Annotated in this window: 27 protein-coding genes; 21 read left to right on the top strand and 6 right to left on the bottom strand. The window is 47.9% G+C overall.

From position 1 onward, the window contains the following. Positions 1–680: 680 nt before the first annotated feature. Positions 681–1,157 (top strand): VOC family protein, encoded by a 477-nt coding sequence (locus ACMXI2_RS17045; RefSeq protein ID WP_483777294.1) that lies wholly within the window; start codon positions 681–683, stop codon positions 1,155–1,157. Positions 1,158–1,161: 4 nt separating this feature from the next. Here the strand turns inward: ACMXI2_RS17045 and ACMXI2_RS17040 are convergent, their stop codons facing one another. Next, positions 1,162–1,581 carry a VOC family protein gene (locus ACMXI2_RS17040; protein ID WP_483777293.1) on the bottom strand — a complete coding sequence of 140 codons (420 nt, stop codon included), beginning with the start codon at positions 1,579–1,581 and terminating at the stop codon, positions 1,162–1,164. 123 nt (positions 1,582–1,704) lie between these two features. Between ACMXI2_RS17040 and ACMXI2_RS17035 the strand changes: the two genes are divergently transcribed. The 4 genes from ACMXI2_RS17035 (at position 1,705) to ACMXI2_RS17020 (ending at position 6,561) form a co-directional block, all read left to right on the top strand. Further along, entirely contained in the window at positions 1,705–2,697 is a 993-nt protein-coding gene (locus ACMXI2_RS17035) for a GlxA family transcriptional regulator (RefSeq protein ID WP_483777292.1), read from the top strand. A 2-nt stretch (positions 2,698–2,699) separates the two neighbouring features. Beyond that, positions 2,700–3,137: an SRPBCC family protein gene (locus ACMXI2_RS17030; protein WP_483777291.1), complete on the top strand. Its 438-nt coding sequence runs from the start codon at positions 2,700–2,702 to the stop codon at positions 3,135–3,137. A 166-nt stretch (positions 3,138–3,303) separates the two neighbouring features. Continuing rightward, entirely contained in the window at positions 3,304–5,928 is a 2,625-nt protein-coding gene (locus ACMXI2_RS17025) for a glycoside hydrolase family 2 protein (protein WP_483777290.1), read from the top strand. A gap of 159 nt (positions 5,929–6,087) precedes the next feature. Continuing rightward, positions 6,088–6,561 carry a GNAT family N-acetyltransferase gene (locus ACMXI2_RS17020; RefSeq protein WP_483777289.1) on the top strand — a complete coding sequence of 158 codons (474 nt, stop codon included), beginning with the start codon at positions 6,088–6,090 and terminating at the stop codon, positions 6,559–6,561. Here ACMXI2_RS17020 and ACMXI2_RS17015 read toward each other — a convergent pair. Further along, complete coding sequence (locus ACMXI2_RS17015; protein WP_483777288.1) at positions 6,553–7,641, bottom strand: mechanosensitive ion channel family protein; 1,089 nt, start codon at positions 7,639–7,641, stop codon at positions 6,553–6,555. The two genes, ACMXI2_RS17020 and ACMXI2_RS17015, sit on opposite strands and share 9 nt — an antisense overlap. A 108-nt stretch (positions 7,642–7,749) precedes the next feature. Further along, positions 7,750–8,418, bottom strand: a complete 669-nt coding sequence (locus ACMXI2_RS17010; RefSeq protein ID WP_483777287.1) for an NAD(P)H-dependent oxidoreductase — start codon at positions 8,416–8,418, stop codon at positions 7,750–7,752. Positions 8,419–8,516: 98 nt separating this feature from the next. Between ACMXI2_RS17010 and ACMXI2_RS17005 the strand changes: the two genes are divergently transcribed. Beyond that, positions 8,517–8,882, top strand: a complete 366-nt coding sequence (locus ACMXI2_RS17005; protein ID WP_483777286.1) for a winged helix-turn-helix transcriptional regulator — start codon at positions 8,517–8,519, stop codon at positions 8,880–8,882. Between the two features lie 216 nt (positions 8,883–9,098). On the opposite strand, the gene ACMXI2_RS17000 is transcribed toward ACMXI2_RS17005, so the two are convergent. Together ACMXI2_RS17000 and ACMXI2_RS16995 are read right to left on the bottom strand one after the other, a co-directional pair. Then, entirely contained in the window at positions 9,099–9,563 is a 465-nt protein-coding gene (locus tag ACMXI2_RS17000) for a YMGG-like glycine zipper-containing protein (RefSeq protein ID WP_483777285.1), read from the bottom strand. A gap of 243 nt (positions 9,564–9,806) precedes the next feature. Further along, positions 9,807–10,826 carry a LacI family DNA-binding transcriptional regulator gene (locus tag ACMXI2_RS16995; RefSeq protein WP_483777284.1) on the bottom strand — a complete coding sequence of 340 codons (1,020 nt, stop codon included), beginning with the start codon at positions 10,824–10,826 and terminating at the stop codon, positions 9,807–9,809. 113 nt (positions 10,827–10,939) lie between these two features. Between ACMXI2_RS16995 and ACMXI2_RS16990 the strand changes: the two genes are divergently transcribed. From ACMXI2_RS16990 to ACMXI2_RS16970, 5 genes are all read left to right on the top strand, one after another. After that, a complete protein-coding gene (locus ACMXI2_RS16990) occupies positions 10,940–11,200 on the top strand; it encodes a hypothetical protein (protein WP_483777283.1) in 261 nt (86 codons plus the stop codon). A gap of 11 nt (positions 11,201–11,211) precedes the next feature. Then, positions 11,212–12,675 carry a tagaturonate reductase gene (locus tag ACMXI2_RS16985; RefSeq protein WP_483777282.1) on the top strand — a complete coding sequence of 488 codons (1,464 nt, stop codon included), beginning with the start codon at positions 11,212–11,214 and terminating at the stop codon, positions 12,673–12,675. Positions 12,676–12,693: 18 nt separating this feature from the next. Continuing rightward, complete coding sequence (locus ACMXI2_RS16980) at positions 12,694–14,349, top strand: UxaA family hydrolase (protein WP_483777281.1); 1,656 nt, start codon at positions 12,694–12,696, stop codon at positions 14,347–14,349. Positions 14,350–14,367: 18 nt separating this feature from the next. After that, positions 14,368–15,771: a glucuronate isomerase gene (uxaC, locus tag ACMXI2_RS16975; protein ID WP_483777280.1), complete on the top strand. Its 1,404-nt coding sequence runs from the start codon at positions 14,368–14,370 to the stop codon at positions 15,769–15,771. A gap of 158 nt (positions 15,772–15,929) precedes the next feature. Beyond that, positions 15,930–16,457 carry a DinB family protein gene (locus ACMXI2_RS16970; protein ID WP_483777279.1) on the top strand — a complete coding sequence of 176 codons (528 nt, stop codon included), beginning with the start codon at positions 15,930–15,932 and terminating at the stop codon, positions 16,455–16,457. Here the strand turns inward: ACMXI2_RS16970 and ACMXI2_RS16965 are convergent. Next, complete coding sequence (locus ACMXI2_RS16965; protein ID WP_483777278.1) at positions 16,452–17,426, bottom strand: GlxA family transcriptional regulator; 975 nt, start codon at positions 17,424–17,426, stop codon at positions 16,452–16,454. The genes ACMXI2_RS16970 and ACMXI2_RS16965 overlap by 6 nt on opposite strands. 142 nt (positions 17,427–17,568) lie before the next feature. Between ACMXI2_RS16965 and ACMXI2_RS16960 the strand changes: the two genes are divergently transcribed. The 10 genes from ACMXI2_RS16960 to ACMXI2_RS16915 all read left to right on the top strand — a co-directional run bounded on the left by ACMXI2_RS16960 (position 17,569) and on the right by ACMXI2_RS16915 (position 25,797). Further along, entirely contained in the window at positions 17,569–18,057 is a 489-nt protein-coding gene (locus ACMXI2_RS16960) for a DinB family protein (RefSeq protein WP_483777277.1), read from the top strand. A 14-nt stretch (positions 18,058–18,071) separates the two neighbouring features. Then, positions 18,072–18,284, top strand: a complete 213-nt coding sequence (locus ACMXI2_RS16955; protein WP_079472701.1) for a hypothetical protein — start codon at positions 18,072–18,074, stop codon at positions 18,282–18,284. A 334-nt stretch (positions 18,285–18,618) separates the two neighbouring features. Next, complete coding sequence (locus ACMXI2_RS16950) at positions 18,619–19,089, top strand: RidA family protein (RefSeq protein ID WP_483777276.1); 471 nt, start codon at positions 18,619–18,621, stop codon at positions 19,087–19,089. Between the two features lie 107 nt (positions 19,090–19,196). Beyond that, positions 19,197–20,270, top strand: a complete 1,074-nt coding sequence (locus tag ACMXI2_RS16945) for a dipeptidase (protein ID WP_483777275.1) — start codon at positions 19,197–19,199, stop codon at positions 20,268–20,270. A 257-nt stretch (positions 20,271–20,527) separates the two neighbouring features. Beyond that, positions 20,528–21,511 carry an ABC transporter ATP-binding protein gene (locus ACMXI2_RS16940; protein WP_483777274.1) on the top strand — a complete coding sequence of 328 codons (984 nt, stop codon included), beginning with the start codon at positions 20,528–20,530 and terminating at the stop codon, positions 21,509–21,511. 170 nt (positions 21,512–21,681) lie between these two features. Continuing rightward, positions 21,682–22,350, top strand: a complete 669-nt coding sequence (locus ACMXI2_RS16935; protein ID WP_483777273.1) for a GDSL-type esterase/lipase family protein — start codon at positions 21,682–21,684, stop codon at positions 22,348–22,350. Positions 22,351–22,398: 48 nt separating this feature from the next. Continuing rightward, entirely contained in the window at positions 22,399–22,857 is a 459-nt protein-coding gene (locus tag ACMXI2_RS16930; RefSeq protein ID WP_483777272.1) for a NanQ anomerase/TabA/YiaL family protein, read from the top strand. Between the two features lie 103 nt (positions 22,858–22,960). Beyond that, on the top strand, positions 22,961–24,046 hold the full coding sequence (locus tag ACMXI2_RS16925; RefSeq protein WP_483777271.1) for a Gfo/Idh/MocA family protein: 1,086 nt from the start codon (positions 22,961–22,963) through the stop codon (positions 24,044–24,046). 287 nt (positions 24,047–24,333) lie between these two features. Then, positions 24,334–24,819 (top strand): hypothetical protein, encoded by a 486-nt coding sequence (locus ACMXI2_RS16920; RefSeq protein ID WP_079472719.1) that lies wholly within the window; start codon positions 24,334–24,336, stop codon positions 24,817–24,819. 111 nt (positions 24,820–24,930) lie between these two features. Further along, positions 24,931–25,797 (top strand): DUF4349 domain-containing protein, encoded by an 867-nt coding sequence (locus ACMXI2_RS16915; protein ID WP_483777270.1) that lies wholly within the window; start codon positions 24,931–24,933, stop codon positions 25,795–25,797. The last annotated feature ends 18 nt before the right edge of the window (positions 25,798–25,815 follow it).

Below are 25,815 nucleotides of genomic sequence, written 5' to 3'. Positions count from 1 at the left end.
GCCATCGCCAATCCCACAACTATTAAAAGATTCGGACCTTCAGGATCATTGAAAAAGTAGAACAGCATTCTGGAACAAATGAGGGCCGTTGCTGCAGGATTATTTAATTTACCTGTACTTAGTAGCTCAGGGATAAAACTTCAAACTGAGACACTACCATAAATCCAAAATTTTGTTTTTTTGCCAGATTACGTTTATCTTTATAATGTACCTAAAGTATTGATATCCAGTTTGTTTCTCTGATGCAACCCCTCTAAAGAATCTCCCGGAACCACCTATAGCGCATTGATACACAATATGTTACCGATCAAGTCCACGTCACCTCCACATCACCTCCATGTCATCTCCACATCAAAGGCATGTGTAAAGTATGTGCAAAGCATGTGCAAGGTATCGCCTATCTACTGTTCAAGTCATCTTTAAATATCTCACAAAGAAAAAAGTAAAATCCCCCATAATCAGCGTAAAAGATAAAACCCGCTTATGTTTCCCCAATCCTTTATAAAATCAAAAAAGTAAAATCAGGCAAATCAGCAAAATCAGTTTAATCCTGTTCCAGGACAACCTCCGCTTTGTCGCAAGTGCCCCCAAAGAATGTCGCTTTTGCACCTTCAATATGAAAAAGACGGCAGGTATCTTTGTAACGAAATGAAAAATCTGTAAAACTTCAATCTATCGTTATGCAAAAGATCACCCCGTCATTATGGTTTAATATGAATGCGGAAGAGGCTATCAGCTTCTACTCATCTATCTTCAAAAATTCAAAAGTAACAGACAAGTCATATTACGGGGAAGGATCTCCCATGCCTGCCGGTACACTGCTCGCGGCTACCTTTCACCTGGAAGGACAAGAGTTCCTGGCTATCAATGCAGGCCCACAGTTCCCGTTCACAGAAGCCATTTCTTTTACGGTATATTGTGAAACCCAGGAAGAAGTAGATGACTACTGGTCGAAGCTTACCGCAGACGGTGGAAAGGAAGTACAATGCGGCTGGCTGAAAGATAAATTTGGTTTATCCTGGCAGATTACGCCCACCATCATGTCTAAATTTCTGAGCGATCCTGATAAAGAAAAGTCGGGCAGAGCCATGCAGGCCATGATGAAAATGGTGAAACTGGATATCGCAGCACTGGAAAAAGCATTTAACGGAAAATAGATCATTATTGCCGGCTGTTACCTTCAAAATTAATGAGCCAGTGAAGACCAAACTTATCGGTAAGCCCACCGAATAACGCCCCCCAGAAAGTACTTTCCAGCGGATGCGTAGGAAAACCGTCCGCAGAAAGACGGGCATAAAAAGTACGGGCCTCTTCTTCACTGTTGCAGTTCAGTAATAAAGAAACGGTATTGCCGGCGGTAAGCCCCGCTTCAGGCGCCATGTCGGACGCAGTGAGTACCAGGCTGCCTTTGGTAAGACTGGAATGTAAAATGAACGGTTTCATAAAAGCGGGTATTTCTGCCGAAACAGGCGATTCCCCGATGGTTTGAAGCATCAGCTCTCCACCCAGGCATTCTTTGTAGAAAGTCATTGCTTCCCGGCAGTTACCGTTAAAAGTAAGGTAGGTATGAATCATGGTCATCGTAGCACCGGATTTTTGTGTGAAAACTATACTGCAAAAATCGTAAGGGTTGCGGGAAGTAACAGGGGTGTAAAGCGACAATTCTCAGGGTAATTGCGGCATAAACTATTACAATTGCAGCATATGATACATATTTCCATCCTGGTTCCCCTGGGGCATACCAGTTTAGTTAACATCGAGGGCAGCTACCAGATTTTATCGGACATCAACAACTTCCTCGCTGAAAAAGGCCGGGAGCCAATGTTCCAGGTGCAGCTGGTAGGATTAACGGCCGAGGTAAGCCAACGTAACCGCTTATTTACTATCTCTCCGGAGGTGCTGATAAAGGAGGTGAAGAAAACAGACCTGATCATCATTCCTTCCCTGCACGGGGATCAGTCGCGCGCTGCCGCTATGAACCAGGATTTTATTCCCTGGATCAGGCAGCAGTACCAACAGGGCGCCTCCGTAGCCAGTTTATGCCTGGGCGCTTTTTTCCTGGCAGCTACCGGCCTCCTGAAAGGTAAACAATGCGCTACCCACTGGAAAATGGCGCAGGAATTCAGAACCATGTACCCCGATGTAAACCTGACGGACAACCGGATCATCACGGAAGAAGAACGTATCTATACCAGCGGCGGCGCCTATTCTTATCTCAACCTCATCCTTTACCTGGTGGAGAAATATGCTGGCAGAGATATTGCGATCCTCACCGCTAAAGCATATGCCATTGATATAGACCGCCAGAGCCAGTCGCCTTTCATCATTTTCGAAGGACAAAAAGCACATAACGACGAACCAATCCGCAAAGCACAGGAGTTTATTGAATCCAGCTACCAGGACAAGATCACGGTAGAACAGCTGTCTGATATGTCGGCTATAGGAAGAAGATCCTTTGAAAGAAGATTCAAAAAATCGACCGGTAACACGGTGATAGAATATATTCAACGGATAAAAATAGAAGCAGCCAAGCGCGACTTTGAAACCAGCACCAAAAACGTCAACGAGGTAATCTATGACGTGGGATATATCGACACAAAAACATTCCGGACAATGTTCAAAAAGGTAACCGGGCTCACCCCGCTGGAATACCGGAACAAATACAACAAACAAATCATGAACCCTGTAAATGAATAGTTATGGAAAAATCAATATTTAAAACAACCATCAATGCGCCACGTGAAAAAGTATGGGACGTACTTTGGGGCGAAACTTCCTACCCGCAATGGACAGCACCTTTTGCTGAAGGTTCTAAAGCAGATACCAACTGGGAGAAAGGAAGCAAAGTAATATTCCACGATGGCAGTAACCGGGGCATGGTGGCCAGGATCGCGGACAAAGTGCCCAATGAATTTATGTCGTTCCAACACCTCGGCGAAATTGATAACGGTGTGGAAGACCTCACCAGCGACAAAGTAAAAGCCTGGGCCGGCGCTTATGAAAATTATACGCTCACTAACGTCAACGGCAAAACGGAGCTGCTCGTGGAAATGGACCTGGCGGATGATTTTAAAGATTACTTCACTAAAACCTGGCCCGTAGCGCTGGATAAAGTAAAGGAATTATCAGAACAGTAGTAACATTCCCCCTTCGCCGGCCATACAGCAGCCGGCGAAGGGGCTGTTTATTATTTCCGGGAGAAACAATCCTGCGCGGAAAATACATGCTTTGATCCGGAATACGGTTGTGCTATCTTTGCGGTTATTGTAACAGGTAACTACAGGCCGTAAAATAAAATGCACTATGTTTCGGAAATCAACGATCTCCTGCCTGCTGATCTTATCTTTTTTAAGATTATCAGCACAGGAAAAATATGAACTCAACAGCGGATGGCAATGCAGTAATATCGCCGGCGTAAAAGTTACCGGTCAGCAACTTTCAGATCCGGGATATACCCTCTCCGGCTGGACGCCGGCCACTGTACCAGGCACGGTGCTTACCACCCTCCTGGATAATAAGCAGGTACCCGATCCGATGTATGGCATGAACAATGAAAAGATACCGGATATCTACCACATCGGCCGCGATCATTACACCTACTGGTTTGTAAAAGACTTTACAGAACAGCCAGCCACCGGCAACGCCCAGGCATGGCTGCATTTCCGGGCTGTAAATGATGGCTGCGATATTTACCTGAACGGCCACCGCGTCAATAAAACTACCCACTACGGCGCCTATCTCCGCCAAACATATAACATCACTCCCTTCCTGGCGAAAAACGGTAAAAACCGTCTTGCGGTAATCGTGTACCCGCCTCAGTTTCCGGGCAATCCCAACGGCGGACAGGGAGGCGATGGCGCCATCGCAAAAAATAACGGTCCGCAGTATACCGCAGGGTGGGACTGGATCCAACCCATGCGCGACCGTAACACCGGCATATGGGATAAAGTGACCATTGAAAAAACAGGTGCAGTACGGATCAAAGACCCGCACATCATTACCCGTGTACCCGGCGCCCGCCAGCCACAAGGCCCGCAGGCGCCCGCCATCCTGCAGGTAGGAGCAGAGCTGGAAAACGCTACAGCCGGCAATATCACCGGCACTTTGCAATATACCCTCGCCGGTAACCACATCACAAAAAAAGTATCGCTGCCGCCACATACCACTACCACTGTGCAACTGCCGGACCTCCTGCTGAAACAACCGCTGTTATGGTGGCCCGCCGGTTATGGCCCGCAGTCGCTGTATCAGCTGCAGCTGCAGTTTGTAAACAACGGTAAAACCGATGACAAGGAAGACGTGGAATTTGGTGTTAGGGAAATTCAAACCTACTGGAATGCACACACCGGCAGCAGGGAAATTGCCGTAAACGGCCAGAAGATATTTATTAAAGGCGGCAACTGGATCACCTCCGATGCCCTGTTCCGCTTCACAAAAGAAAGATACGACGCTGAAGTACGCTTCCACCGCGATATGAACCTGAACCTCATCCGGATATGGGGCGGCAGCCTTACGGAAAGACCGGAGTTCTACGAAGCCTGCGATAAGTACGGCCTGCTGGTGTTCCAGGACTTCTGGATGTCGGGCGACTGTAACGGCAGATGGCAGGACCCCATGAAGAAAGAAGACCAGTGGACCCGTCGTAAATACCCCGACAACCACTCCCTGTTCCTCGAAAGTGTAGCCGACCAGGTGAAAATGTTACGCAACCATGCCTCGCTGGCCTTCTGGTGCGGAGGAAATGAAATTACGTCTCCGGCGGATTTGTTCGCCGCCATGAAGGATTCTATTATTCCGGCACTGGACGGTACCCGGTATTTCTTCGACTACTCCAACTCCGACAGTATGTCGCACAACACGCTTGGCGGCAATGGCGACGGTCCTTACGGTATTCAGCCGCTGTCTACCTTCTGGAGCACCCGCACCTTTCCGTTTAACTCCGAAGTGGGTTCGGTAGGTACAGGCGACTATGAATCGCTGGAAAGGTTTTTACCTGCAGAAAACCTGGTACCACCCGATCAGCAAACCGGCAAAACCGATGCGGTATGGGACTACCATAAGTACATCGCTTATAACAAAGCCGTGGATCCCTATGGGAAAACAAATGACCTGAGAGAATGGGCCAACAAAGCACAGCTGGTGAACTACGACCAGTACCGCGCTTTAATGGAAGGCTTCAGCTCGCACATGTGGGATTGGTACACCGGCGTAATCATCTGGAAAACGCAAAACCCCTGGACTGCCCTGCGCGGACAGATGTATGATTACTACCTCGATCCCAACGCGTGCTTGTATGGTACCCGCAAAGGAGCCACCCCGCTACATGTGATGTATGATCCGGAAGATGGAATGGTGATGGCCGTGAACAACACCTTTCAATACGCCCGCGACCTGATGCTGGAACTAAAAACATACGACATGCAGGGCCATGATAGCCTGCTCACACAAGTGTTTGTAGAGGTAGGGCCCACCACCGTGCAAAAGTTTATGAATATGAAATCGCTCCTGGATAAACTAAAAGCGCAGCAGGGGCTGTTCTTCTCTTTACGCTTGCTGAATGCTAATCAGCAGGTGGTAGATGAAAACCTGTACTGGTTGCCGGATGCCAAAGGAAATTATTCCGGGCTGGCACAAATGCCGGCAGCAGGAGTGAAGGTAGCGGCAGTGAAAGCGGGAGCCGACAGTATCCATGTTACCATCAGCAACCCGGCAGGAGGCCCTGTGGCATTTTTCAACCGCGTGTCGCTGGTAAATGCACAGAACAAGAAAAGGATCTTACCGGTATTTTACAGCGATAATTATATTTCTGTATTACCCGGCGAACAGAAAATAATCAGCATCAGCGGTGGCGCTACCGCCACCAGCAAGGATGCGCTGATAGAAATTTATGGTAATAATGTAAAGCGGCAGTACATCGCTATTCAATAATCAAACATATTGCAGGCATCTGTTTACACAGATGCCTGTTTTTTTTGTATATTCATTTTGTTAATCTGTTCCCTGAACCTGTTTGTAGCTGTTGCCCGGGACCCGGTTTGTAAGCAAATACCTATTTATTCCAATTTATAGCAACAAAACTATTCATCGATGACCTCCCTGCAGGAAGAAACAACTATCCGGAAATTAGCCACCAATGAGAAGATGCCCTATGATCTGTTGCTGCTGGCCGATCCATCTGTAACGATGATCAACAGTTACCTCCCTTTCAGCGACGTATATGTGCTGGAAAAAAGGAAACAGGTAATTGCTGCCTATGTACTTTTGAAAGATAATGATGAACTGGAAATTAAGAACATCGCCGTAAACCCCGCTTACCAGGGAAAGGGCCTGGGAAAGATGCTGCTGCAGGATGCCGCACAACGCGCCAGGGCAGGCGGATCTAAAAAGCTTTGTATTGGTACGGGCAACTCCAGCATTGCCCAGTTGTACCTGTACCAGCGGCAGGGTTTTGAAATAACAGCCATCAGGAAAAACTATTTTACCACGCACTACCCCGAACCCATTTATGAAAATGGTATTCAATGCCGGCATATGATTGTGCTGGAAAAGTCGCTATGCTGATAAAGGCTGGTCGCCCTTATTTTCAATATAGGCCCTGGTTTTAGGCAAACTGTCCGGGTGATGCTCCCTGATATATTTAACGAGGTTTTCTCGGATATAACACCGGAGGTCAAACGCATCGCCTGAACTGGAGGAACTCATCAGCGCCCTTACTTCAATGGTGCGTTCGCTGGTATTGGTTACCTGCAGGGCTTTCGCGCGTTTGTCCCACAGCGGCGATGTATCCAGGAGTCTTTCAAACTCGGCCCTCACCTGGTCCACCGGCACGGTATAGTCCAGGTAAAAGAAGGCGGTGCCCAGTATTTCCGAGCCGGTGCGGGTCCAGTTCTGGAAAGGCTTCTCTATAAAATAATTAATCGGCAAAATCAGCTTACGCTGATCCCAGATGTTCAACACCACATAGGTAAGGGTAATTTCTTCCACACGTCCCCATTCACCTTCCACTACCAATACATCATCTATCCGGATAGGCTGTGTAAATGCCAGCTGGAAGCCGGCCAGCAGGTTGCCCAATGATTTTTGTGCGGCAAAACCGATGATGATGCCGCCCACACCCACACCGGTGAGGAGCCCTGCACCGAGTTTGCGCATGTTGTCGAAGCTCAGTAAAATAATACAGACCGTGATGATCAATATCAGCGCAATAGACACCTTGCGGATAAACTGCAGCTGGGTACGTATTTTACGCTCCCTCAGGTTATTGGTCTTCTTCAGGTCGTAGGTATGATATACATAGTCTTCCAGCACCTTGATAGCGCCGATCACTAACGCCGCAAAAGAGAGCGTCAGCGCTATTTCCGCCACTTTACTCAGCATTGGCACATACCGCTCGTGTACCCGCATCAATGGGATGGCCATATTGAGCAGCAACAACGGCAGGAAGTAATTAAACGCTTTTCCCAGGCGGAAAAGGATGGTGTGTATTAGAGAGAAGTCCTGCTGTGTTCGTACAGATTGGCGTAAGAAGATCGATAACAAGTATTTGATCAGCCATCCGGTGATGATTGCAATGCCCGCCAGTATAAGGTTCCATAGGAAATTAGGCAGGTGGTCCGCATTTTCTATAAGTTGATTCCACATGCGCGCCTTGCCTCAAACATGATGCCGTTATATATCCGTTGTCATTAATTTATCATTAGAAAATAGGGTCATGGAGGTGAGCTGAAAGGGCCGCCATCATTATTAATATTAATAAGCGGTTAACTCAATGGCGGCTTCTTCCGCTATCTGTGTTAACCTGGTGGTCCATTCTTCTAATGCCAGTGCGCGTTCTTCCGGTGATATTCTTGCGGGGCCGTGTATTACCTGTGGCTCCAGCACGGAAAAGCCCGTGAATTGGAAGATGCCGCGGTGGATAGGTTTCAGTATGTTTTCCAGGTCGCCGTGAAGTCCGCCGCTAATATACGCATCTTCCGGTCCGCCGATGGTGAGCGAAAGCATCGCTTTCTTGCCGGTGTAAATACCGGTTTCGTAAATGTGGCCATTCCCATAAGAGGTACCCATTGCAAATACGCGGTCTACCCAACCTTTGAGGATAGCGGGGATGCTGAACCACCACAAAGGAAACTGCCAGATCATTACATCGCACCACGCTATTTTTTCCTGTTCGGCTGCAACATCGGCTGCAAAGCCATGTACGCGGGAGGCGTGCTGTTCTTCCAGTTGTTGTTTAAAAAAAGCATCGTTGTACACACTGGTGAAATTGGTGCGGTCGGAAGTTGGGTTAAACTGCATGGCATACAGGTCGGAGGTTTGCACTTCATGGCCTGCTTCCAGTAATGTAGTTACTGCGGCGTTGAACATAGCCCCGTTCATACTCTTTGGTTCCGGATGCGCATAAACTATTAATATCTTCATAAAAGTTGTTTTTTAAATAACTGCCGACAAAATTATTCCACGAACGTTACATTTGTATTTTTGTAGCCTATTGTATGCAACACACAAAAATGTAAGTAATGGCAAAGCGCAAGGAAACATCTACCAATCATTTGAACCGCGAACAGATCTCAGATGTGTGCGGAGTGGCCTATGCCATTGATATTCTTGCAGGGAGGTGGAAATTATATATCCTGTATAAGCTGGTGAACAGAACGCTGCGCTTCAGTGAATTAAAAGAACATATTCCCAATATCACCGATCGTATGCTTACCCTGCACCTGCAGGAGCTGGAAGCCGATGGACTCGTTACCCGGACCGTATACGCCGAAGTACCACCGAAAGTGGAGTACCGGCTCACGGAAATTGCTGCACGTCTCATTCCTGTATGGGATCAGCTGAACGAGTGGGGGCATCAGCACCGCGACAACCGGCTACAGCGATAGCGTAGTGGCGTTACCGTTATCTTCTATGGTAATTTCCGGATCCCGGCGAACGAACTAACTACGGGATTGAAAGGGAAAAAGGCAGTTAATTATTATGTCCGCCTCCTGGAGGATTTATTTTATCCCTATCTCACAGAAAAGGGAAAGAAGCTGGCAGCATCTTAAAAAAAACGGCGTACCCGTGAGGATACGCCGTTTCTTCATCATTATCTGTTACTATTGTGCGGATTGTTTCTTCTTATGATCAACAATAGCACCGGTACCGGCGCCCACACCAGCACCAATCAGGGTACCGATTGCAGCGCCTTTCAGGCGGTCTTTGTTTACGATAGCACCGGTTACAGCACCTGCCCCGGCGCCTACTACAGCGCCTTTAGCAGTATGGCTCCACGATTTCCAGCCCTTTTTCTTTGCAGGAGCGGGCGCCGGAGCTTCTGTATTGGCTACTGCCGGAGCAGTTTCATTGTTATATTGGGTACCGGCTACGTTTTCACGACTGTGTGAACGGTTGCTTTTCAACGCATTCATGGAATCCACTACCTGCTGTTTGATGGCACTCACATTATTCATTGAATCAATGGTGGCTTTCTTTGCACTTTCAATAGCGGCGGCATTGTCAGCGTTACTTTTGCAGGAAAAGAAAACGACTGCTGCTGCTAAGGCTACGAGTATCTGTTTCATGATTTTTAAGTTCTTTACCCCCGCCTCCTGTCGAAAATTGTGCCATTTTTCCAGGAAATCCCCGGAACTCAAATGGGGAGCCGCATTTTCAGCATGTGTTTGCTAAAGCTGGTCTTCTCATAAGCCTTTATAGCGAAGCAGTGATCATGGCTGCTATATCGTAGTAATGTATAATGCCTTCTTTTAAAGTTGGATCAAAAGGACGTTCTGCGGCAATATTTTTCAGGGTAGAATAAGCCCCGGTTACTTTGGCGGTATCAACAACTCGGAATGCAGTATCCTTGTTTCAAATTCTTTCACGGGCCGTTTGCTCTCTATCAGTTGCAGCAATAATTCGGTGGCTACCTGGCCCATTTCAAAAGCGGGTTGCCGTACTACGGTGATAGGCGCATGCAGCAACGCTATCAGGTCTGAATTGGAAAAACCCGTGAGAGCCATTCCTTCAGGAATAGCCACCTGCGCCTTTTTCAGGGCACGCATGCAACCTGTGGTGAGCTTGTCTGATGTGGCAAAAATAGCATCCGGCTTAGTCTTTAATTTAATCAGCTGGTTCACCGCATCGGTTACTTCAGGAAGTAACATGCCGCCGTGAAAACAATACTTAATCAACGCCGGTAGTGGCTGAATACCATGTTTCTCCAGCGCAGCTATATATCCTGCCACCCGTTCCCGCGTAATGGAAAGATGCGCGGAATTGGTAATACAGGCAATACGCCGGTATCCCTGCTGAAGCAGGTGCATGGTAGCGTTATAAGCGCCCTGGAAATTATCCACCATCACTTTATGCGTGGCGATGTCTTCTATAATCCTGTCGAAAAACACGATCGGGAATCCATACTGATGCAGCGATTTGAGATGGGTGAGGTCTTTCGTGGCGCTGGATACGGAAATCAGCAACCCATCTATCGACCGGGAAGCCAGGTATTGCAAGGTTCTTACTTCTTTCTCAAAGGACTCATGACTCTGCGAAATAATTACCGTATAGCCCTTCTCGTTAGCTACCGATTCAATACCATTGATCGTTTGTGAAAAAAAACTGTTGGCAATTTCTGATACAATCACACCAATCGATCTGCTTTTCTTTTCTTTTAAACTCAATGCAATCGGGTTGGGATGATAGTTCAGACTTGCTGCATGTTCCAGCACCAGCTGCTTGGTAGCGGCACTGATTTCGTGGCTGTCACGTAACGCGCGCGACACGGTGGAAGTGGACAGGCCAAGCGCCTGCGCAATATCTTTGATGGTTGCTGCTCTATACCTCATAACGGCTTCCGGACTATGTTTTCCGGTATTCTTGTTATAGTGAAAGTACTGATTTTTCCGGGAACGATTGCGTAAATAAACTTCACCAGTAACAAATAGTTCTGTAGACTTGTATGAAAAGGATTTACTTCATTTGCTTACTGATGTTGGGTTTCAGCAGTTGGGTAGACCTCGGGTCATGCAGCGGGCCCCAGATACTCGACTGTACCTTTGATGTAGGCGACGATGGCATTTGCATCAAATCCGGACGGAATGAACAGGGACGTAAAAAAGGCAAGCCCACAGAAAATGTGGTGATACAAAACTCCGCGGTATACCACGCGCATGGCGGCATATTGGCCGCTAATGAAATGGAAATTGGAAATAATGACTAAATAATGCGGATATGAAACTTTCAAAAGAATTACTGGCACGGCTGCACGAAAATGATACGCTGCAGGTTCCGGCAGAAGCGTGCTTTACGCTGCCGGAAAAAGTACTGCAATTTGGAACAGGCGTATTGCTGAGAGGACTGCCCGGCTTTTTCATAGACAAAGCCAATAAACAGGGATTGTTTAATGGCCGGATAGTGGTCGTAAAATCAACGGACAAAGGCAGTACCGCTGCTTTCAATGAACAGGATAACCTTTATACACAGTGTATCCGGGGTATTGACGGCGGCAAGCCTGTATCGGAAAATATCATTAACGCTGGTATCAGCAGGGTACTGACAGCCGCTACCCAATGGAACAATATCATGGATTGCGCTGCCAGTCCGCATATGCAGGTAGTAATATCCAATACCACCGAAGTAGGTATTGTGTATGTGGAAGAAAGCATTCATGCAACACCGCCGGCATCCCTTCCGGGTAAACTGCTGGCCTTCCTGTATCGCCGCTATCAGCATTTTAAGGGAGATGTTACCAAAGGAATGGTGATCATCCCTGCGGAACTGATACCGGATAACGGCAGCAGGCTCCGGGAAGTCCTGTTGCAATTGAGCACGTTTAATCAGCTGGAAGAAGGCTTTATACACTGGCTCACCAATAGCAACTACTGTTGTAACTCACTGGTAGATTGCATTGTGCCCGGCGCAGCCAACATCGCATTAGGTTATGAGGATGAACTCCTGGTCATGACAGAAGTATACCGGTTGTGGGCCATTGAAACCAACAGTGAACCTGTAAAGAAGATATTGTCCTTCAGCGAAGCAGATGCGGGCGTGGTGCTGTCGCCCGACATTAATGTATTCCGTGAGCTGAAGCTTCGTTTACTCAACGGCACGCACACCCTCAGCTGCGGGTTGGCCTTCCTGGCCGGTTATGAAACCGTGAAGGCCGCCATGAATGATGATGCAATGGCCGCTTATATGGAAGGACTGATGATGCATGAAATTATCCCCGCTATAACAGACATCCATATACGTAATGACGCCGCTATCCGTTTCGCCGGCGCCGTGCTGGACCGCTTCCGCAATCCCGCTATTGAGCACAGGTGGTTAAGCATTTGCAGCCAGTATACGGCGAAGTTGAGGATGCGGGTATTGCCGGTACTGTTGGAATATCACCGGCGTACAGCGCATGTGCCGGCGCTGATGGCGCTGGGCTTTGCGGCGCATGCGTTGTTTATGCGGGGTGGCAGTAACTACACCATCACGGATGAACATGCCGCCTGGTATGCGGCGCAGTGGCAGCAGCATACGCCGGAAGATGTCATAAAAAATTCCTTTGGCAATGAGGCCATATGGGGATATAACCTGAATGCCATTCCCGGCTTCGCACAGTTGGTAACCACGATGCTGAAGGCGTTAATGGAACAGGGCGTAGCTGTGTATCTCGAAAAAACAGCAGCTGAAATAACGGTATCGTAAAATTTTAAGGATAGATAAATGAAGCAAAAAGTATTAAAGGTGCATCCGCACGATAACGTGCTGGTAGCGCTGCAGGACCTGGAAAAGGAAGAAACGGTGGAATATAACGGCGCCGTATATACGATGCAGGAAAAGATTCCTGCCAAACACAAGTTTGCGGTGGCGTCTATGAAAGAAGGAGATGCCATTTACATGTATGGCGTGCTGGTGGGACGCGCACAGCACACCATCGGTGCCGGCAGCAGGATTGCCGTGGAAAATGTACACCACGCCGCCAATGGCTATGAGCTGGCTGCACAGCGGAAAACCACCTGGCAGCCACCGGATGTTTCCCGCTGGCAACAACAGACTTTTATGGGTTATCACCGTGCCAACGGTAGTGTAGGTACCGCTAATTACTGGCTGGTGATTCCGCTGGTGTTTTGTGAAAACAGGAATGTGGAAGTGTTGAAAGAAGCGCTGCTGCCGGAACTGGGATATGCCCGTCCGGGTAAGTACGCCGCCTTCACACGCTCGCTGGCAGCAAAGCAGCAGGCCGGCGCAGGTTCCCTTCAGATCCTCGAAACAGTGTATACAGAAGAGACAGCCGGAACACAAAACAGCCGCATATTTGAAAACGTGGACGGTATCAAATTCCTCACGCATGACGGTGGTTGCGGTGGTATCCGCCAGGATGCACAAACATTGTGCGGCCTGCTGGCAGGATATATTACCCATGCTAACGTGGCCGGTGCTACGGTGCTGAGCCTGGGTTGCCAGAATGCGCAGATCAGTATGTTACAGGAAGAAATCAATAAACGCGACCCCGGGTTTTCAAAGCCGCTGTACATACTGGATCAGCAGCAAACAGGTGCGGAGAGTCAGTTGATCACGGATGCTATCCGTCAAACTTTTGCGGGGCTGATGATTGCTAATCAATGTACCCGCCAGCCCGCGCCGTTGAGTAAATTATGCATCGGGCTGGAATGCGGCGGCTCGGATGGTTTCTCCGGCATCTCTGCCAATCCTGCTATTGGCTATACTTCCGATCTGCTGACGGCCCTGGGCGGCTCCGTTATCCTCGCTGAATTCCCTGAACTCTGCGGGGTTGAGCAGGAAATGAGTGACCGGTGCCGCAGTGTGGACGATGCCACCCGGTTTATCCAACTGATGCGTACCTATCAGCAGCGTGCAGAAGAAGCAGGGTCGGGATTTGATATGAATCCATCTCCCGGAAATATAAAAGACGGGCTGATCACCGACGCTATCAAATCGGCCGGGGCAGCAAAAAAGGGAGGCACTTCACCTGTAGCCGCTGTATTGGATTACCCCGAAATGGTGCAGCAGCCGGGACTTAACCTGCTTTGCACACCGGGTAATGATGTGGAATCCACTACCGCGGAAGTGGGCAGTGGCGCCAATGTGGTGCTGTTCACCACCGGGCTGGGAACGCCTACCGGCAACCCTATTGCGCCGGTGATCAAACTCTCCAGCAATACAAAGCTGTACCAGCGTATGCATGATATCATCGATATTAATACCGGTACTATTATAGACGGTGAAGAAACCATTGCTGAAGCAGGAGAACGTATACTCGACTACGTTATACAGGTGGCCAGCGGCGCCATTACGGCAAAATCTGTCCTCAACGGCCAGGATGATTTTATTCCCTGGAAAAGAGGGGTATCATTGTAATACTTTAATATTTTACGGATGAGAAAAAAATTCATGGATGAAAATTTCCTCCTGAATAGTGATGCGGCAGAAAGGCTCTACCACGACTATGCAAAGGATATGCCCATCATCGATTATCATTGTCACCTGCCACCGGCGCAGATAGCCGCGGATACAAGGTTTGAGAATATCACACAGGCATGGCTATACGGAGATCATTATAAATGGCGCGCCATGCGCACCAATGGGGTACCGGAAAGTTACTGTACCGGTAATAATACGGATTGGGAGAAGTTTGAAAAATGGGCCGCCACCGTGCCGTATACACTGCGCAACCCTTTACACCACTGGACACACCTGGAACTGCAACGCTATTTTGGCATCAGCGATATACTGAATCCTGCGTCTGCAAAGCAAATTTATGATAGCTGCAACCAGCTGCTGCAAACACCGGAATACAGTGTACAAAACCTGCTGCGCAGCAGGAATGTATCGCTCATCTGTACTACCGATGATCCGGCCGATAACCTGCAATATCACCGGCAGCTGAAGCAGGATGGCTTTGAAATACGGGTAGTACCTGCCTTCCGCCCCGACCAGGCCATGAATGTGGACGTGCCGGAAGTATATAACAGGTACCTGGAAAAACTGGAACAGGCCGCCAACTGCAACATCAATACCTATGATGATCTGCTGCAAACCCTGAAAAGCAGGCATGATCTATTTGCGTCCCACGGTTGTAAAGTATCGGATCATGGTATTGAAGAAATATATGCGGATGATTTTCTGGAGAAAGATATCCGGCAGATCTTTTTAAAGATACGCGGCGGTCAGACGCTTACGTACGCCGAAACCCGGCAGTTTAAATCGGCGCTGCTGCTGGAACTGGCGCTCATGGACTGGAAAGCAGGGTGGGTGCAGCAGTACCATCTTGGCGCATTGCGGAATAATAATTCCCGCATGCTGCGGCAACTCGGACCGGATACCGGCTGGGACTCTATCGGTGATTTTCCCCAGGCCCGCGCGCTTGCCAGGTTTCTTGATAAACTGGATAGCCAGGATAAACTGGCAAAAACAATCATCTATAACCTGAATCCCGCCGATAATGAACTCATGGCTACCATGACAGGCAACTTCAACGATGGTTCCGTGGCCGGTAAAGTACAGTTTGGCGCTGCCTGGTGGTTCCTGGATCAGAAAGACGGTATGACCCGGCAAATGAATGCGCTCTCCAACATGAGGCTGATATCCCGGTTTGTGGGCATGCTCACGGATTCACGCAGCTTCCTTTCATACCCGCGCCATGAATACTTCCGCCGCCTGCTCTGCGACCTCTTCGGTGAAGAGATAGAGCGCGGCGAAATCCCGGACGACATAGAGGCAGTAGGAAAAATGATACAGGACATCTGTTACGGCAACGCCAAATCGTATTTTGGCTGGTGATTTAACCCAGGCTGTATTTTGGCTGCAGGGAAAAGGCGATGTTTGCAGAAGAAATTACTTTTTTGAAGCAACATCAACTTTTTTTTGAGTCTACTGACATAGGGTTGTCACAACCCCTTGTTTTCTTTGTATTGTAAAACAAAAAAAATACAGACTTTATGGAAAACAACACCTTATCTGCCGCAACTACTACCACTGTTATCACGCCTGGTCAGTTACTGAAACACTGGCAGGGCCACCGCGCATTGACACGCCGGATGATTGAAGCATTTCCGGAAGATCAGCTGTTCACCTTCAGCGTGGGCGGTATGCGACCATTTTCTGCTTTGGTGATGGAATTCTGCGGAATGGCTTTCCCTTCCGTATATGGCGTTATCACCGACGAATGGCTGGGAATTGATGTATTGCTGAAAGATACCGGCGCGGTAGTTACCCCTTCCACCAAAGCGGAACTGTTGCAGCTCTGGGATGTTATCACAGAAAAACTCAACGAATGGTGGCCTAAAATCCCCGTGGAAGCATTTCAAAAGGAAATCACCGCATTTGGACAGTATGAAGGTAAATCGGTTAGCATCCTGTTCTACATTTTCGACAATGAAATTCACCACCGCGGACAGGGGTATGTATATCTCCGCGCGCTTGGTATAGAGCCTCCTGCCTTCTGGGACAGGGATCAGAATTTATGATCTGGCGGCGTTAAACTTTTCCCGGTATTCAGAAGGGGTCATTCCCACCGTTTTGCGGAATACCTTTCTGAATGCTTTGGGATCGTTATAGCCGGAGTTGTAGATCACTTCTGCCATTTGCTGCCCGGTTTGTTCGAGTAGCTTTTTGGCGGCCTCAATCCGGGTGAATTGCAGGTATTCAATAGGGGTTACGCCGGTTACCTGTTTAAATCTTCTCACAATATTTCTCCTGCTGGAAGGGATGTCCCTGATCATTTCTTCGATGGTACCTATGTCCTGGTAGCTGGTTTCAATACGCTGTTGCGCGGAAGCCACGAGATCGTCGTGATGATTACGGGCAGGCTGGAACGTGCTGAAATAGGATTGTTTGTCGCGGCCCATATCCACTGCAAAAATTTTAGCGGTCCTTATCGCTATTTCAATGCCGCAATGAACTTCCAGCAGATGAAGCAGCAGGTGGAAGGTAGAAGTGGCGCCACCACTCGTATAAATGCCGGAATCGTGGGTAACCGTTTTATCCGATAACAGGTTCACTGCCGGGAAAGAAACGGAAAATTCCCTGCAGGCATCTACATGGGTGGTGGCTATTTTACCATCCAGCAAACCGGAAGCGCCCAGTAAAAAAGCGCCTGTACAGAAGCTGGCGATTTCAGCGCCGCTTTTATATTGCTGTTGCAGCCAGGGAAGATAAGCCCGGTTTTCTGCAATCGACTGGCGGATATCATCTGTAGTAAAAGAGGGTACCAGCACCAGGTTAAAAGTGCCCGCCGCATCTGTATGTTGCGCCGCATAATCCGGAAAAGCTGCTGCCAGGCGTTCCGTTTCAGAAGTATGTACCAATGTTATCCTGAAGGGTGTTGGCTGGCTGTTCTTATAGTAAATCTTATTGACGGTGTCCAGCACATCTGTTATGGCAGCCAGGCTTAAAAGCTTGTAGTGGCGGATAAGCAGGATCCCAATTTGTAGCATATGGCTTTCAGTTTTTAGTTGTCTGCTCAAACATAATGAATTTGTCGCAAATACCCCCTAATATTGACTCTATCAGCATCCATCCGGACAAAAATTATAGGGTATCTTACCGTTAGTTTGAGAACCAAAAAAATATTATTATATGGAAACTGTAAGCACACGGATGCAGGGCATCCTTCCACTGTTTGATCTCCACACCGGTTTTTTTCCAAAGGTACTGGATGGAATTACGGATGAAGATGCGCATAAAAGATTGGATACTCCTGCCAATCACATCGCCTGGCTCACCGGCAGCCTGGTACAGCAACGGTTTGAGCTGGCCGGTTTGCTGAAAGTGGAAGCCACATCTTCAGCAAATGATCTTTTCAAAGATTTCCAGGGAATAAAAGACTCACAGCAGTATCCATCTCTCGGAATTTTTAAAAAAGACTGGCAGGAAATTTCCCCGTTGTTAAGAACAGCATTGATAAATGTAACAGATGAACAACTGGATCATATATTGGAATTCCCCGGCATGAAAATGTCGCTCTGGGATCTGCTGACTTTTAATATTTACCGGGAGGCCAATTGTATCGGGCAAATTGCCTTGTGGAGGCGGCTGTTGAAATACGAGCCGATGAAATACATGTAATCAAAATTATTACAATGGTAGAAGTATTCATAACGAATGTAAAACGGGTAGCAGCCGCGAAGGAAATAGTAGCGCTGTTACTCCGTAATTTTCCGGATAGTAAAATCAATTTCGATCTTGAGGATTGTGACAAAGTACTAAGGGTGGAAGGCGAAAATTTTCATCCGGGAAAAATAATGATGCTGGTAAATGAAAATGGATTCCAGTGTCAGGTAATGGAAGATTAAGAGAAGCCGTCTGTTTTAAGACGGCTTTTATAATATCGTAAGATTTTTAGCTTTATATGCCTGTAGTTCCGGGCTGCCGGCGGGTAGTTCGTGAACAACATGCCACTCCCCGGAAAAGGCAATAGTTTTATCACGGCGTTCCTACCCGTTTTTCTGCTCATATTAACTATCTTGCTGTCGCATTTTTTTTAATGAAGGAAGCCAAGCCTGGGTATTGTTTGCCGGCAATGCGCAGATTGTGATGTTGTTTGCAGTGCTGGTGGCAACATTTTCACCGGGCATCTATAAAATTGTATAACCAAATCGCATTTATAAGCACATTAAAACAGCAACTATGGAAAACAATCATGCAGAAGAGAAATTAGCGGCCCTGGGACTGGAACTGCCACCGGCCCCGTCGCCATTGGGTGTTTACAAGCCTTTCCTCATCGATGGCAAATACCTGTATCTCTCCGGTCATGGTCCTGTGCAGCATGATAAATCACTGATCATAGGACGGATAGGTGATGCGCTGGACATGGAGCAGGGCAAACTGGCAGCAAGACAAGTAGGATTAACCATGCTTTCTACTATTAAAACACATGTGGGTAGTTTAAATAAAGTGAAAAGGGTGATCAAAGTGCTGGGTATGGTGAACTGTACATCCGACTTTGAGCGGCATCCCTATGTCATCAATGGCTGCAGCGAATTGTTTGCCGCTGTATGGGGAGAAGAAAATGGCGTGGGAGTAAGGAGTGCCGTGGGTTTTGGCTCTTTACCGGATAACATCCCCGTGGAAATAGAGGCGTTGTTTGAACTATATTAAATATTGGGATATTTATGCGACTGGGCCATTGTGAGCCGCGAAGAAATAGAAGAACAGATGAAAAACGGCTTGTCCGGAAGAATTATACGCTAAATAAGAATAAAACTATGTTTATAATAGATGCGCACCTGGATCTCAGCATGAACGCGCTGGAATGGAACAGGGATCTCCAACAACCGGTAACCGCTATCCGTGCGAGAGAAGCCGGTATGAATGATAAACCCGACCGGGCCAAAGGCGTGGTGGCATTCCCCGAATTACGGAAAGGCAATATCGGGCTGGTAGTAGCCACCCAGATAGGCCGCTATGTAGCCCCGGATAACCCGTTGCCCGGATGGCATTCACCGGAACAGGCATGGGCGCAAACCCAGGGACAGCTGGCCTGGTATAAAGCGATGGAAGACGCCGGTGAAATGGTGATGATCAAAGACAAACAAAGCCTGGAACAACACCTCCTGCTGTGGAACGATGGTACCCCCAACGATAAAAAGCCGGTTGGCTACATCCTCAGCCTGGAAGGGGCCGACTCTATCGTAAATTTAAAATACCTCGAACGCGCGTACAATAAAGGATTGCGCGCCATAGGTCCCGCCCACTACGGCCCCGGGCGTTATGCCAACGGTACCGATGCCACCGGCGGCCTCAATGAACAAGGTAAACAGCTGATCCGGGAAATGGAACAACTCAATATGATCCTCGATGCCACGCATCTCTGCGATGATGCCTTCTGGGATGCGATGGACCTGTTCAACGGAGCCGTATGGGCCAGTCATAATAACTGCCGCGCCCTGGTGAACCATAACCGCCAGTTCAGCGATGATATGATTAAAACACTCATCCAGAAAGGCGCCGTTATCGGTGGCGCACTTGACGCCTGGATGATGGTACCCGGCTGGGTTCGTGGAAAATCCACACCGGAAAGCATGGGCTGCAACCTGGAAAAAATGATCGACCATATGGATCATATCTGCCAGATCGCCGGTAACTCGCTGCACGTAGGCATTGGCACCGACCTCGACGGAGCCTTCGGCAAAGAGCAATGCCCTTACGACCTGGAAACGATCGCCGACATGCAGCAACTGCCGGCCCTCCTTACTAAAAGAGGCTACAGCGCTGAAGATATCGACAATGTGATGCACGGCAACTGGCTGCGTTTCCTGCGGAACGCGTGGCGCGATTAAAAGGCGCGGATGTTGTCTTTTTCAGGATTAACCTGATTATACTGATTTTATGGATTGGATAGTGTGTTGATTTTAATGATTAGGGGAGATATATGCGGATCTATTCGCTTATATCTCCCCTAATCATTTATAAAATCACAAAAGATCAATCCATAAAATCAGTATAATCAGGTTAATCCTGCTCCAAGACAAAACCCGCACAATCGCCGAAGGCGATCCCCCTCGCTTTAATCCGCGATTTTTATTAATTTGCACGAATGAATTTTCTCGAAGTCTCAAACATCAGCAAGGAACTGCACGGCGCGTATATTTTAAAGAATGTCAGCTTTACACAACAAGCATTTCAGAAAATAGTGATCGCAGGCGAAACCGGCTCCGGTAAAAGCACCCTGATGAAAATTGTTGGCGGTATGGCCCAGGCAGATGCCGGCGCCGTTATGTTTGAAGGCAATCGTGTGAAAGGCGCACTGGAAGTATTGATTCCGGGGCATCCCGGCACCGCCTATCTTTCCCAGCATTTTGAACTGAGAAATAACTACCGGGTAGAAGAAATCCTGTCCTATGCCAATAAACTCACTGATGAAGCAGCAGCAGAGATCTATGACATCTGCCGGATTTCACAGCTGCTCAAAAGAAAAACGGATCAGTTGTCGGGAGGTGAAAAGCAGCGCATTGCTATGGCAAGACTGCTCATCTCTTCTCCCAGGTTGTTTTTGCTGGATGAGCCCTACTCCAACCTGGACATGATCCATAAAAGCATCCTGAAAAAAGTGATCAGTGATATGGGCGATAAGCTGGGTATCACCGTCATGCTGATTTCCCACGATCCGATGGATATCCTGCCCTGGGCAGATGAAATACTGGTGATGAAAGACGGGGAAATAGTACAGCAGGGATCTCCTCAACAGATCTATAATCAGCCGGTGAATGAATATGTAGCCGGGTTATTTGGAAAATATAATCTCCTCGCACCGGGAAAAGCCGCTGTGCTGGAAGGATTACCAGGCATTACGCTGAATGGCAAAAGTATCTTCATCCGCCCGGAAGATTTCAAAATTGTTCGTGCAAAAAAAGATGCCGTGCCCGGCAAGGTGCGTGATATTGCCTATTACGGCAGTTTCCTTGAAGCCGAAGTGGCGCTCGGAGATGAAGTAGTTACCATCAAAACCACGGATACCCGTTTGAAAAAAGGCGCAGCGGTGAATGTAAGCGTAGCGTCTGAAACCGTTTGGTATTTCTAAGGCTTTATTCCCATAATTTTCTTGCCCGCAAACCCGTTGCAGGGTTTGTTTTGCAGCATCACCCAGGCCCTGTCCCCCGTTAAGTTGACAGGATGGGTATTCATGTAATAGTTTGTTCTAAATTAAATATTTTTCGTTTATCTTAAAGCTCGCTGAAAAATTAGATAGTTATGAGAAGATATTTATTCCTGGCAGGTTTTGCATTACTCCACGTAACCGGTTCCCTGTTTGCTCAGCAATCACCGCTGCGTTTTGCAAAGGATGTTAACACCATCAAAGCGTTTGATAAGATGTATGCACCTCCGGAGCATCCTATCCTGTTTGTGGGCAGCTCATCTATCAGGAAATGGGACGACCTGGAACGGAACTTCAGCAGCTATGTAGTGCTGAACAGGGGAGTAGGCGGCGCTATTACAACCGATATCACCTATTTTGCCAACGATATTATCTTCCCCTATCACCCACGCCAGATAGTAATCTACGTAGGGGAAAATGATTTAGTGGAGGACAAAGCCACCGCAGATACCCTGCTGCAAAGATTTAAAGTGCTGTATACAACCATAAGAAGCAAGCTGCCGGAAATACCGCTGGTCTATATCTCTATGAAACCCAGTCCTTCCAGGGCGAAATTCTTTGAGAAAGCGAAGCAGTCGAATGCACTGATCAAAGACTATATCTCCAAAGAGAAAAATATAGTTTATGTAGATATCTTTTCGCTGATGCTTGGTAAAACGGGTAAGTCACGCGAAGAACTGTTTCTCGATGATATGCTGCATATGAATAAGAAGGGATACGCTATCTGGGAGAAAGTTATCCGGCCCCGCCTGTTAAAGAAGTAAATAGAAAAAAAAGTATCTTGCCGCCTTATTAATACCTTTTTACAAAACATGATACTGGATACACTGCAGAACGCCCATCTTTACTACCGCCTGGGAGTTAAATTTATCAAGGCTTTTGAGTACCTGGCACAAACAGACCTGGCCGGGCTGGAAAAAGGGAAGTACGAAATAGACGGAAGTAATATCTTCGCTATCGTCAACGAATATGATACCGTAGATACTTCCACTGAGCAGATGGAAGCGCATAAGAAGTACATCGATATCCAGTATATGGTGTCTGGCTCTGAATTGATAGGTCACGACTTTCTGCGGGAACAGGCGCCTTCCAAAGCATATGATGAAACAGCCGACTACCAGCTGTTTGCAGAACATCCGATGTTTTTCTCCCGGTTGGAAAAAGGTATGTTTGCCATTTTCTTCCCTACCGATCTGCACATGCCCAACATCAAGGTAAGCACGCCTATGCCGGTAAAAAAGGTAGTTATTAAAATAGCTGTAAACTTATAATATATTATTCCCCGCATTTACTGCCAACACCACGGTAAAAGCTGGCTAAATACCACTCATCGATTTAGCTGTTAAAAGCGGAACATATTCCCTAGATTTAGGGATGCGTTCTGTTATTTTTACTTTCCTGCTGATGCATGTATTTAGTTGCATCATGGCTCAGCCACTGCGTGTAGCCATTGCCGGTGTATCGCACGGTCATGCGGCTTTTATTCTCGGTCGCCCAAACAAAGGGGACATTCAGATTGTTGGCATCTACGAGCCTGATATGGCAGTAGCTAAATTGAGGGCCAGGCAATATCATCTTCCTGAAAATATCTTTTATACCGATCTCGGTAAAATGCTGGATGCGGTGAAACCCAATGCAGTGCTGGCATTTGGCTCCATAAAAGCCCACCGGGAGGTAGTGGAGGCCGCCGCGCCCCGGCATATTCATATCATGGTGGAAAAGCCACTGGCTACTACGGTGGCCGATGCCGTGTACATGGACTCGCTGGCCCGCCGGTACAAAGTACAGTTGCTTACCGATTATGAAACCAGCTGGTATCCTTCCGTAGCCAAAACATTCCAGCTGCTGGAAGACAGCAGCTACGCCGGGAAAGTAAGAAAGGTAACGGTGAATGATGGCCACCAGGGCCCTAAAGAGATTGGCTGCGGCCCGGAATTCCTCAACTGGCTCACCGATCCGGTGCTGAATGGTGGCGGCGCACTCGTGGACTTTGGCTGTTATGGCGCCAATCTCATGACGCATCTCATGAAAAATCGTTTGCCCGTATCAGTTACCGCTGTAGCCCGTCACTTTAAACCACAGGTATATCCCAAAGTGGAAGACGATGCCACCATCCTGGTAGATTACGGCGATACGCAATGTACTATCCAGGCTTCGTGGAACTGGAGCTTCAGCCGGAAGGATATGGAAGTGTATGGCGACAAAGGCTATCTCATTGCCGCCGATAAGAATACCCTTATTCAGCGTAACAACGAACGGTCGCCCGCCATTACACGCCGTATAACGGCAACGGATATACCGGTATATGAAGATCCGTTCAACTACCTGATTGACGTGCTGAATGGCAAAGTAACCATGCCGGCAGATGGGTTGTACGCACCGGCCAACAACGTAATAGTAGTGCGTATCCTGGCTGCTGCCCGCGAATCTGTTCGTACGGGCAAAGCCGTTAGGTTCTGATAAAAAACAGGGGTGTATCAATGGCTGATACGCCCCTTTTGCTGTTAACCTGTATGCCAGCCGCCGGCAGGTGTGTAAACACAGCGATTGTCTTTCTCCTTTCAACTCCGCCGGGAGAAAGACAACCGCTCTTAAATAATATTTACCTGCCATATGCAACCTCATGCCTTTCAATTATATTGAATTTTTTCTACGCCTGCGATCTTTTTAGCCGGAAGAAATCGTAACTTAACTACACAGTAAAACAGGATAGGCGTGAACGTTATTCCAGATGAAAAACTGATATTATGAGATTTAACTGTTTCTATATCATTTTCCTCAGCATAGGCATTCTTTTTTCCGGTATCAGCTCAATAGCCCAAACCCCTTCTTTCAACGATACTTATCAACAGCTAAGCCGGTTTATGGATTCTGCCCTCGTTCCCATGAAGGGCGGCGCCACCAGTCTTGCTTTCTCTATAAAGGCAGAAATCGATCACGGCGTAATCACCAAGCTGGATTGCTCCACCAACCTGGCCGGTAACCTGAAACCACGCCTCTTCAGGCTGGAGGAACTGGATATTAAATGGAATAAATTTACCGGGAAAAGTGGTAAGTATCATGTGATCATCCCCGTGTATTTTATTGTAGAACACAGCACCGGTAAAATACAACTTAACTCCAAAACAGAGTTTACCAACGGTTTTTATTTTGATGACGGCGACCTGTTCGATAACAAACCCCTGAATAATTATTACTTTCTAAAGCCCATCTACCTGCAACGCTACCTCTGAGGCAGCCGCATGCTGCAGCCTGTGTTATCATGTAACCCGTTAAAACCACTTTAACATTTCTGAAAGGTTACCTTTTCTGCGTGATCTGTATAAAGGCTAAATTCTCCTGTTATGCGCCTTTCACTCTATTACCTGGGTATACCCCTGCTGGCTCTGTGTGCCTGCCAGGGTGGTATGAACAAAGAAATGAGAGACTATGCAGCCACTGCTGACTCCACGTCTTTCTCCAACGACATCACAAAACTTAATTCCGCTTCCCGCAAAAGAGTAAAATCCGCCGACGTGCGATGCCGCGTCAGTAACGTGTTTCAGGCTACCTCCCGTATGGAGCAGCTGGTAACACGCCTCGGTGGAATTGTAGTGGAAAGTAATCTGCAGAACGAATCCGTACAACACTTCAGCGTGCCTTATTCCGCCGACTCAGTGAAGGATGTTCAGCTGTACACACCCACCGCGAACCTCACCCTGAAAGTACCGGTAGAACACCTTGATTCAGTGGTGTATTCCCTCACTGCCACCGCCGTGTTTATTGATCATCGCGTGGTAAAAGATCAGGACATGACCCTGAAATACCTGGCCAATGCTATAAAGAATGAACACCAGGAAAAACAGGAAGCACAGCTGAGTAAGGTGACCCCTGCAAAGAAAGGCACTACGCTTGATGTGGTGGAGTACAAAGATCAGAAAGCAGATATCGCTATCGACCGGCAGATGAATAACCTCCAGATCCTCGACGATGTAGCGTATTCCACTTTCACGGTACAGTTGTTCCAGCCGCAGGTAACGGATGAACAGGTGATTATCAACCCCGACCGCGTAACCCGCGCCGGCTTTGGTACAGAGCTGCTGGTGGCCCTGCGTAACGGCGCTGAAATTTTCCGCAATATTCTCCTTTTCTTTATCCGGTTATGGCCTTTCCTGCTGGCAGGCGCATTGGGCTGGCTGGCTTACCGGAAATTATTATTACGTAAGCGTTAAATCTCTGCGGGAAACAAC

This window comes from Chitinophaga sp. G7 BAM 1005, from assembly GCF_057126945.1.
The sequence above is the reverse complement of the archived record's forward strand: the minus strand, read 5'-3'. Positions and strand labels throughout refer to the sequence as shown.

Bases quoted from the DNA above. Each gene is read 5' to 3' on its own strand.
- ACMXI2_RS16960 (WP_483777277.1), top strand. From the start codon at position 17,569: ATGGAAACTGTAAGCACACGGATGCAGGGCATCCTTCCACTGTTTGAT.
- ACMXI2_RS17030 (WP_483777291.1), top strand. From the start codon at position 2,700: ATGGAAAAATCAATATTTAAAACAACCATCAATGCGCCACGTGAAAAA.
- uxaC (WP_483777280.1), top strand. From the start codon at position 14,368: ATGAGAAAAAAATTCATGGATGAAAATTTCCTCCTGAATAGTGATGCG.
- ACMXI2_RS17010 (WP_483777287.1), bottom strand. From the start codon at position 8,418: ATGAAGATATTAATAGTTTATGCGCATCCGGAACCAAAGAGTATGAAC.
- ACMXI2_RS16930 (WP_483777272.1), top strand. From the start codon at position 22,399: ATGATACTGGATACACTGCAGAACGCCCATCTTTACTACCGCCTGGGA.
- ACMXI2_RS17040 (WP_483777293.1), bottom strand. From the start codon at position 1,581: ATGACCATGATTCATACCTACCTTACTTTTAACGGTAACTGCCGGGAA.
- ACMXI2_RS17015 (WP_483777288.1), bottom strand. From the start codon at position 7,641: ATGTGGAATCAACTTATAGAAAATGCGGACCACCTGCCTAATTTCCTA.
- ACMXI2_RS16955 (WP_079472701.1), top strand. From the start codon at position 18,072: ATGGTAGAAGTATTCATAACGAATGTAAAACGGGTAGCAGCCGCGAAG.
- ACMXI2_RS16925 (WP_483777271.1), top strand. From the start codon at position 22,961: ATGCGTTCTGTTATTTTTACTTTCCTGCTGATGCATGTATTTAGTTGC.
- ACMXI2_RS16920 (WP_079472719.1), top strand. From the start codon at position 24,334: ATGAGATTTAACTGTTTCTATATCATTTTCCTCAGCATAGGCATTCTT.
- ACMXI2_RS16980 (WP_483777281.1), top strand. From the start codon at position 12,694: ATGAAGCAAAAAGTATTAAAGGTGCATCCGCACGATAACGTGCTGGTA.
- ACMXI2_RS16970 (WP_483777279.1), top strand. From the start codon at position 15,930: ATGGAAAACAACACCTTATCTGCCGCAACTACTACCACTGTTATCACG.
- ACMXI2_RS17000 (WP_483777285.1), bottom strand. From the start codon at position 9,563: ATGAAACAGATACTCGTAGCCTTAGCAGCAGCAGTCGTTTTCTTTTCC.
- ACMXI2_RS17025 (WP_483777290.1), top strand. From the start codon at position 3,304: ATGTTTCGGAAATCAACGATCTCCTGCCTGCTGATCTTATCTTTTTTA.
- ACMXI2_RS17020 (WP_483777289.1), top strand. From the start codon at position 6,088: ATGACCTCCCTGCAGGAAGAAACAACTATCCGGAAATTAGCCACCAAT.
- ACMXI2_RS16950 (WP_483777276.1), top strand. From the start codon at position 18,619: ATGGAAAACAATCATGCAGAAGAGAAATTAGCGGCCCTGGGACTGGAA.
- ACMXI2_RS16915 (WP_483777270.1), top strand. From the start codon at position 24,931: ATGCGCCTTTCACTCTATTACCTGGGTATACCCCTGCTGGCTCTGTGT.
- ACMXI2_RS16995 (WP_483777284.1), bottom strand. From the start codon at position 10,826: ATGAGGTATAGAGCAGCAACCATCAAAGATATTGCGCAGGCGCTTGGC.
- ACMXI2_RS16965 (WP_483777278.1), bottom strand. From the start codon at position 17,426: ATGCTACAAATTGGGATCCTGCTTATCCGCCACTACAAGCTTTTAAGC.
- ACMXI2_RS17045 (WP_483777294.1), top strand. From the start codon at position 681: ATGCAAAAGATCACCCCGTCATTATGGTTTAATATGAATGCGGAAGAG.
- ACMXI2_RS17035 (WP_483777292.1), top strand. From the start codon at position 1,705: ATGATACATATTTCCATCCTGGTTCCCCTGGGGCATACCAGTTTAGTT.
- ACMXI2_RS16945 (WP_483777275.1), top strand. From the start codon at position 19,197: ATGTTTATAATAGATGCGCACCTGGATCTCAGCATGAACGCGCTGGAA.
- ACMXI2_RS16940 (WP_483777274.1), top strand. From the start codon at position 20,528: ATGAATTTTCTCGAAGTCTCAAACATCAGCAAGGAACTGCACGGCGCG.
- ACMXI2_RS16990 (WP_483777283.1), top strand. From the start codon at position 10,940: ATGAAAAGGATTTACTTCATTTGCTTACTGATGTTGGGTTTCAGCAGT.
- ACMXI2_RS16935 (WP_483777273.1), top strand. From the start codon at position 21,682: ATGAGAAGATATTTATTCCTGGCAGGTTTTGCATTACTCCACGTAACC.
- ACMXI2_RS17005 (WP_483777286.1), top strand. From the start codon at position 8,517: ATGGCAAAGCGCAAGGAAACATCTACCAATCATTTGAACCGCGAACAG.
- ACMXI2_RS16985 (WP_483777282.1), top strand. From the start codon at position 11,212: ATGAAACTTTCAAAAGAATTACTGGCACGGCTGCACGAAAATGATACG.